This window comes from Breoghania corrubedonensis, from assembly GCF_003053845.1.
Taxonomy (GTDB): domain Bacteria; phylum Pseudomonadota; class Alphaproteobacteria; order Rhizobiales; family Stappiaceae; genus Breoghania; species Breoghania corrubedonensis.
The window spans coordinates 292,992-300,144 of the sequence record NZ_QAYG01000006.1 but is presented as its reverse complement, the minus strand read 5'-3'; the positions used below and the strand labels follow the sequence as shown (position 1 = coordinate 300,144).

Sequence of the window (7,153 nt, the reverse complement as noted above, 5' to 3'; positions counted from 1 at the left end):
TGACCACGCCAATGGTTCAAGCATGGAGGTCTCTCACCTATATTGTAGAACTCGTCCAGTCCTCCACCGTAGGTGGAGGTTTATCTAGGATGTAATGAAGCCGGCATGCATTCGCATGCCGGCCGATCACGCATCAGGCCGACCGCCGCCCGAGCGGGTCCGGCCGACCGGCGATCTTCTCGGTCAGGATGCGGGCTGCCCCGCACGCCTGGGTCCAGCCATTGGAGCCGTGCCCGACATTCAGGAAGAGATTTGCATAGCGCGAGCGCCCGATATGCGCCGGACCGCCCGGAGTCATCGGCCGAAAACCATGCCAATAGCTTGCCTTGGCGTAGTTTGCAGCACCGGGGAAGAGCTCCGCGACCCTGTCGCGAAGCCCGTTGAGAGCCGCGTCCGGCATGGCAGGATCAAAGCCCGCAAGCTCGGCGACGCCGGCCGCGCGCAACCTCGATCCCAGCCGGCAGATCATCACCTTGGAATGCTCGTCCATCACGGAAGAGCGCGGAGCCGCATCGAAATCCTCGATATCGCAGGTGAGCGAATACCCCTTCACCGGATAGATCGGCAGATTGATACCGAGCGGCTTCAGAAGCTTCCCAGCCCATGGTCCGGCGGCCACCACCACCGCGTCGGCCTTGAAGCTCTCCTGCGCTGTTTCAACCGCCTCCACCCGCTGCGATTCGGCGCGAACGGCCGTAACCGGCGCATTGAACACGAACCGGCAACCGCGCTCTGCGGCAAGCCGCGCCAGCGCCTGCGTGAAGAGATGACAATCGCCGACCTCGTCGGTGGGAAGCTGCAATCCGCCGGAAAGCGGCGCGGATGAACGAACCAGTGCCGGCTCGATCTTGCGGACTTCCTCAGGCGACAGCAGGCGATGCTCAACGCCGAGACCGTCGAGAACCCTGGCGGCTCGGCGGCCGCCTTCCGCTTCCTCATCCGTCGCAAACACCTGCAGCACGCCGCCCGTGCCATGGTCGTATTCGATGCCGGTTTCTTCGCGAAGCTGCACGAGGCTCGCCTTGGAGAAATGCGCGATACGCTGCATCGACGTCTTGTTGGCGGCAAAGCGCCCGGCTGTGCAATTCGCGACAAACCGAAGAAGCCATGCCCATTGCGCCGCATCGAAGCGCGGCCGGATCTTCAGCGGCGCACTCGGCTGGAACATCCACTTCAAACCCTTGAACGGCATGCCCGGGGCAGCCCACGGCCCGGCGAAGCCCGGGCAGACCCCGCCCGCATTGCCGAAGCTCGTCTCCAGCCCCGCACCTTCGCGTGCTTCCACAACGGTCACCTCATGACCGTCCGCAGTCAGATACCAGGCGCTGGCGACACCAATGACGCCGGCACCGATGACGACGATACGCATGACTTTCCTCGAAGGCTTTGTTGGCTCAGAAGGTCCCGGGATAGCTCCCGCCGTCGATCAACAGGCTCTGCCCTGTAACGAAACCCGCCTGCGCGCCGCACAGAAAGGCGAAATAGGCGCCGATTTCCTCTGGCTTTCCGTAGCGTCCCGCTGGATTTCCAGCAGCTCGTGCGGCCCAGATTTCCTCGAACGACGGGCCACCCTCCTTGAGCATCCCCTCGATATGCTCGCGTTGGGCATCGCTGTCGACAATACCGGGAAGCAGGTTGTTGATGGTGACGTTGTGGCGGACCGTTTGTCGCGCGAGCCCCGCGGTGAAACCGACGAGCCCGGACCGTGCGCCGTTCGAAAGACCAAGCTCGATCTGCGGGATCTTCACCGAGCGCGAAACGATGTTGACGATCCGGCCGAAGCCGCGCGCCATCATGCCGTCGACCACATCGCGCATGATCATGATCGGCGGCAGCATCATCAGGTCGATGGCCGAGATCCATTCCTCGCGGCCCCAGTCGCGAAAGTCGCCGGGAAGCTTGCCGCCCGCATTGTTGAGCACGATGTCCGGCTCGGGACACGCATCAAGCGCCGCTTGCCGGCCGGCATCCGTCGTGATATCCGCGACAACGGTGGTGACCGCAACTCCAGTCTCCGCCCGGATCGCCTCCGCGGCGTCCGCAAGCGTCGTCTCGGTGCGCGCGACCAGTGTCACGTCGACCCCTTCGCGGGCGACTGCGAAGGCACAGGCAAGGCCCATTCCCTTGCTGGAGCCGGTCAGCAGCGCCTTGCGGCCTCGAATTCCAAGATCCATCAGCGTTCCTCTTCGCCCGATCGCCCTGCGCGTTCGATCCGCACCAGCGCGCTGAGTGCCGCGCAGCCCTGGGCGAGTTGCGACGTGCGCCGGTCGGACGTCAGTACATTGGGATTGCCGTTTCGTTCGGTCCCGTCACGGCCCGGTTCGAACCATGCCCCCGTCGGCATGACGAGGACGCCTGCGCGCAGGCTTTCATCAATCTTCGCGGTCGCCAGACATGCCCCACGCGCGTTCCACAGCCGCACGCGGTCGCCATCGCGAACCCCGCGCGCATCCGCGTCCACCGGCGCGATCCGCACAGCCACCGGGCCGTTATGCTCGTGCGCCTGATACAACTGGCTGTGGAGCTGCTTGGCCGGCTGGTTGGTCACGAGGTGAAGTTCGTCAGATTCCGCATTGCCGAGCCATTCGTTCGGCGCGATCCAGCTGGGATGGGCCGGGCAATCGTCATAGCCGAAGCCGGCGATCGTATCGGAATGGAGCTCGATACGACCGGACGGGGTTGCCAAAGCAGCCCCTTCCGGATCCGCACGAAAGTCGGAAAGAAGCACCTCAGGCATTTCGGGCAAGGGCACGTTCCAGAAGCCCTCCTGCCAGAAGGTTTCAAAATCGGGAACGTTGATCCCTTCTTCCGCCCCCCGTGCCTCCGTCTGCTTCCAGAGCCTGCGAAGCCACTTTTGCTCGTCGAGCCCCTCGTCGAAGGTCTGCCGGCATCCGAGCCGTTCGGCGAGGGCGCGGAAGATGGCGAAGTCGTCACGTGCCTCGCCAACCGGATCAATCAGCCGCGGCATGGCGAAGACGTGCGGATCACGCGAGGTGCCGCCGATATCGTTGCGCTCCAGCGTGGTCGTCGCGGGCAGCACGATATCAGCGCGTTTCGCAGTCGGCGTCCACCAGGGTTCGTGCACGATGATCGTTTCCGGACGACGCCACGCCGCCTCCACCTTTCGCAGATCCTGCGCATGGTGGAACGGATTGCCGCCGGCCCAGTAGACCAGTCGCACATCGGGATAGCGCACCCGTCTGCCGTTGAAGAAAATTTCCTTGCCCGGATTGAGGAAGGCGTCGGCAAAGGAAGCGACCGGAATGCCCATGCCGCGGGAATTGGCGATCCCCTTCATGGCCGGGACGTAACCGCCGCGCGCGGAAGCACCGACCGCATTCATCGAGCCATAGCCGAAACAGAAGCCCCCGCCCGGCAGACCGATCTGTCCAAGCACCGAGGCAAGCGCGACGAGCGCCCAGAACGGCTGTTCGCCGTGATCGGCACGCTGAAGCGCCCAGGCTGCCGAAAGCATCACCCGCCCCTGGCGGATAGTTTCCCAAAGCGTGCGCAGCTCCGTGACTTCGACGCCGGAGATCGCCGACGCCCAGTCGAGCGTCTTGGGCGTGCCGTCCGTCTTGCCCGTCAGATAGTCCGCTAGGATCTCGAACCCGCTCGTGTAACGGTCCAGAAATGCGCGATCCGCCCGGCCTGTGACAATGGCCTCGTGCGCCAGCGCCAGCATGATCGCGGTATCGGAATTGGGACGCGGACGGATCAGCGTTGCATCCAGCCCCAGCGGAATGTCGTCGGCAAGCGGGGAGACGATGACGAATTTCACGCCCTTCGCAGCGGCCTTCGCAATCGCCTCGGGAATGTGATGGTGCCCAGCCCCACCCGACGTTACCCGCCAGTTCTTGGCATTGAGGCCACCGAAAGCGACCACAACGTCACCATCGGAGGCTATCGTCTCCCAGGCGGTTGCCGCGCGCGAAACGCTGTCGGCAGAGCCCAGCACATGCGGCAGGATCGCATGGGCGGCCCCCCAACTGTAGTTGCTCACCTGGTCGGTGAAGCCGCCAGCGGCCGCCAGAAACCGGCGCACCTGAGTGCGCGCATGGTGGAAACGGCCGGCGCTCGACCAGCCGTAGGAACCGCCGAACACGGACTTCGGTCCGTGGTCGACATGAACGCGGATCAATTCCGCGGCAACAATATCGAGCGCCTTATCCCAGTCGACCGGCACCATCTCCTCGTCGCCCCGCCCGGCGCCTCCCGTATGGTGTCCGTGCTCCAGAAAGCTCCGGCGAACATGAGGACGATCGATACGCTGATCGGAATGAACAAGCGCCGGCAGAGCGCCGATCATGTCGGGATCGGCGCCGCTGCCGGCAAGCGGTTCGGCCTTCTCGAGACGGCCGTTGACGACCGTCGCCGAGAAGGCGCCCCAATGGGTGAGACTGGTACGGGCCGTTGTGCCCATGACGATCAGGCCGCGACGGCTTCCGGCCGCACCTTGAGGCCGTACTTTTCGGCGAGTCCCAGGGCGGCGAAGGCCTTGAGCCCGGCTTCGAGGATCGCGGGCGCCGCCGGCTGCAGCGGCTTGCGCAGCGGACCGGAGGGAAGGCCCACTGCCTGCATCAGGGTCTTCATCGAGACCGGGTTGATCGTGGAATAGGCGTAGTGGAGCATCGGCAGGTTGGTGAGCCACGCCTCGCGGCAGCTGAAGGCATCCTCGCCCGTCTCCCAGGGCTTGGAGATGACCGCCATCTCACGCGGAATGATGTTGCCGGTCATGTTCGCCGTGCCGTGGCCGCCAAGCGCCATGGTTGGAATGACGAGGCCGAGATTGGGCGAGCAGCAGCACATGATCGACATGTCGGGCTTCGCCGCACAGACCTGCGCCACCTGACCGACGCGTGTGGTGGATTCCTTCAGCACAACCATGTTCGGGTGCCTGGCCAGTTCCAGCAGGTTGGTCCAGTGCAGATCGGTCTTCACCCGCGGCGGATTGTTGTAGAAGCCCATCGCGAGGTCGGTGCTGTCGAGCACTTCCTTCGCGTAGTCGGTGATCGCGTCGTTGTCGGCGCAGATATAGGCCGGCGCCGCGATGATCGCGCCATCCGCGCCCTCGTCCTTGGCATAGCGCGCGTACTCGATCGTCGTGTCCGTGTTGTTGCCGGTGACGCCGTAGTACATCAGCATCTTGCCGGGCTTCATCTTCACGGTCTCGGAGATGATCCGCTTGCGCTCGTCGGCCGACAGCATGGAGACCTCACCGGTCGAGCCCATGATCAGGACGGCTTCCGTGCCGTTTTCCGCGTGCCAGTTGAGCAGGGTGCGGAAGCCTTCGAAGTCGATGCTTCCGTCTGCATTCATCGGCGTCACGAGGGCGACGAAGGAGCCCTTGGGTTTGATATGTGCCATTGCGTTAGCCTCCGGATTTGATGAGATCGGGCACCAAGAGCTTTGGCAGGCCCAGAACGATATCGGGGAACAAGATCGACAGGATGGCGACCAGAATGGTCAGGCCGCAGATCGGGGCGGCAGCCAGCATCGATTTTCCCAGTGACGCTCCGCCAATCTGATTGGCGACAAGAAGACAGATCCCGTAGGGCGGCGTCACCAGTCCCACAGAGAGAACGATAGTGCTCAAGACGCCCATGTGAATGGGGTTCATCCCGGCCGTGTCCCCCAGCGCCTGAATGATCGGCAGGAAGATCAGCGTCGCGGAGATCGGATTGAGCACCATGCCCACCAGCAGCAGGAAGCCGATCAGCAGCAGGATGATCAGGAACCCGTTCGAGGTGACACCGAGGATGAAGTTCACGACGATGTCGGACGCCCCGAGATAGGCGATCAGCCAGCCGAAGATGCCGGCACCGGCCACCGTGAACATCGGGATCGAGAAGTCGATCACCGCATCCGACAGCAGCTTCGGCACTTCGCGCAGCTTGATGTCGCGGTAGACGACGATCGACAGGAACAGCGCCCAGAGCACCGCCCCGATCGCACCTTCGGTGGGCGTGAAGAAGCCAGAGACGATGCCGCCCAGAACGATGACCGGGATCATCAGCGGCGGGGCGCCCCGTACCAGCACCCGCCCCACGGCGGGAATGCCGGGAAACGGATTGGCCGGAAAGCCGTATCTGATCGCCAGCACATAGGTATAGGCCATCATGAACAGGCCGACGAGCACGCCGGGCACCACGCCACCGACGAAGAGCGCTCCGATCGAGACGTTGCCGAAGGCGCCGTAGACGATGAGGATGATCGACGGCGGGATGATGACGCCGAGCGTCGAGGAGGCCGCCGTCAGCGCCACGGCGAAAGGCGCGGGATAGCCGGCTTCCTTCATGGCCGGGATGAGAATGGAGCCGACACTCGCCGTATCCGCCGCGGCCGAACCGGAAAGGCTCGCAAAGACCATCGAGACGAAGACGTTCACGTGCCCCAGTCCGCCGCGGATATGGCCGACGGTCGTATCCGCGACTTCCAGAAGCCGCGTGGTGATGGACCCTGCGTTGAGGATGCGGCCAAGCAGCATGAAGAATGGCACGGCGAGAAGCGTGAAACTGTCAACACCCGCATACATCTGGTTGACGACGGAGATCAGCGGCAGGTCCTGCTCGAGGATCACGAAAGCCGAAGAGAGGATGAGCGAGAAGCCGATATTCACCCGGAGCGCGATCAGCACGAAGAACGCGATAAGCAGGATGACCAGAGGATTCATGCGACCCTCCGGGTCAGAAGGTCCTGCAGCATTTCTGCCAGGAACAGGATCATGAACGCTCCCGAAAGGGGCAGCGGGAGGAACATCCAGAAGCGGGAAATACCCAATGACTGGACGACGGCAGTAGAGCGGATCATCGTGAGTTCCCAACCGCAGATCAGCAGCAGCAACGCAACCAGCACCCCAGCGACGAAACCGATCCAGTCCGTGGAAAGCTTGACCGTGCGGCGATGCATGGGCAGCAGGTCGACCGTGTAGTGCGACCCCAAGCGCAATCCTGCAGCGGCACCGATAAAGATCAGCCAGGTGAAGAGAAGCTGGGCGACATCGCCGGTCCAGATCATCGGCGCTGCGAGGATATCCCGGGCCAGCACCTGGAGCGCGACGGTAATGATCAGGGCCGCAAAGGCGATCCAGGACAGGATGCGCAGGATTGCGGCCACCCGGTCACAAAGACGGTGTAACATGAGCGTCTTCCGT

General features: G+C 63.7%; 6 protein-coding genes. All 6 read right to left on the bottom strand.

Going from position 1 to position 7,153, the window contains the following annotated elements:
- Positions 1 to 133: 133 nt before the first annotated feature.
- Genes C8N35_RS16560 through C8N35_RS16535 form a run of 6 tightly spaced genes read right to left on the bottom strand, consistent with a single transcriptional unit; the run spans position 134 to position 7,140 of the window.
- Positions 134 to 1,369, bottom strand: a complete 1,236-nt coding sequence (locus tag C8N35_RS16560) for a D-amino acid dehydrogenase (protein WP_107990818.1) — start codon at positions 1,367 to 1,369, stop codon at positions 134 to 136.
- A 25-nt stretch (positions 1,370 to 1,394) separates the two neighbouring features.
- Positions 1,395 to 2,174: an SDR family oxidoreductase gene (locus C8N35_RS16555; protein WP_107990817.1), complete on the bottom strand. Its 780-nt coding sequence runs from the start codon at positions 2,172 to 2,174 to the stop codon at positions 1,395 to 1,397.
- Entirely contained in the window at positions 2,174 to 4,423 is a 2,250-nt protein-coding gene (locus C8N35_RS16550) for a molybdopterin-dependent oxidoreductase (RefSeq protein ID WP_107990816.1), read from the bottom strand. Before C8N35_RS16550 ends, C8N35_RS16555 begins: the two co-directional genes overlap by 1 nt.
- Positions 4,424 to 4,428: 5 nt before the next feature.
- The gene (locus C8N35_RS16545) at positions 4,429 to 5,367 is read right to left on the bottom strand and encodes a dihydrodipicolinate synthase family protein (RefSeq protein WP_107990815.1); all 939 of its coding nucleotides are present in this window, start codon (positions 5,365 to 5,367) and stop codon (positions 4,429 to 4,431) included.
- Positions 5,368 to 5,371: 4 nt separating this feature from the next.
- On the bottom strand, positions 5,372 to 6,673 hold the full coding sequence (locus tag C8N35_RS16540) for a TRAP transporter large permease (RefSeq protein ID WP_107990814.1): 1,302 nt from the start codon (positions 6,671 to 6,673) through the stop codon (positions 5,372 to 5,374).
- A complete protein-coding gene (locus C8N35_RS16535; protein WP_170122134.1) occupies positions 6,670 to 7,140 on the bottom strand; it encodes a TRAP transporter small permease in 471 nt (156 codons plus the stop codon). The genes C8N35_RS16540 and C8N35_RS16535 overlap by 4 nt, the downstream gene beginning before the upstream one ends.
- Positions 7,141 to 7,153 lie beyond the last annotated feature (13 nt).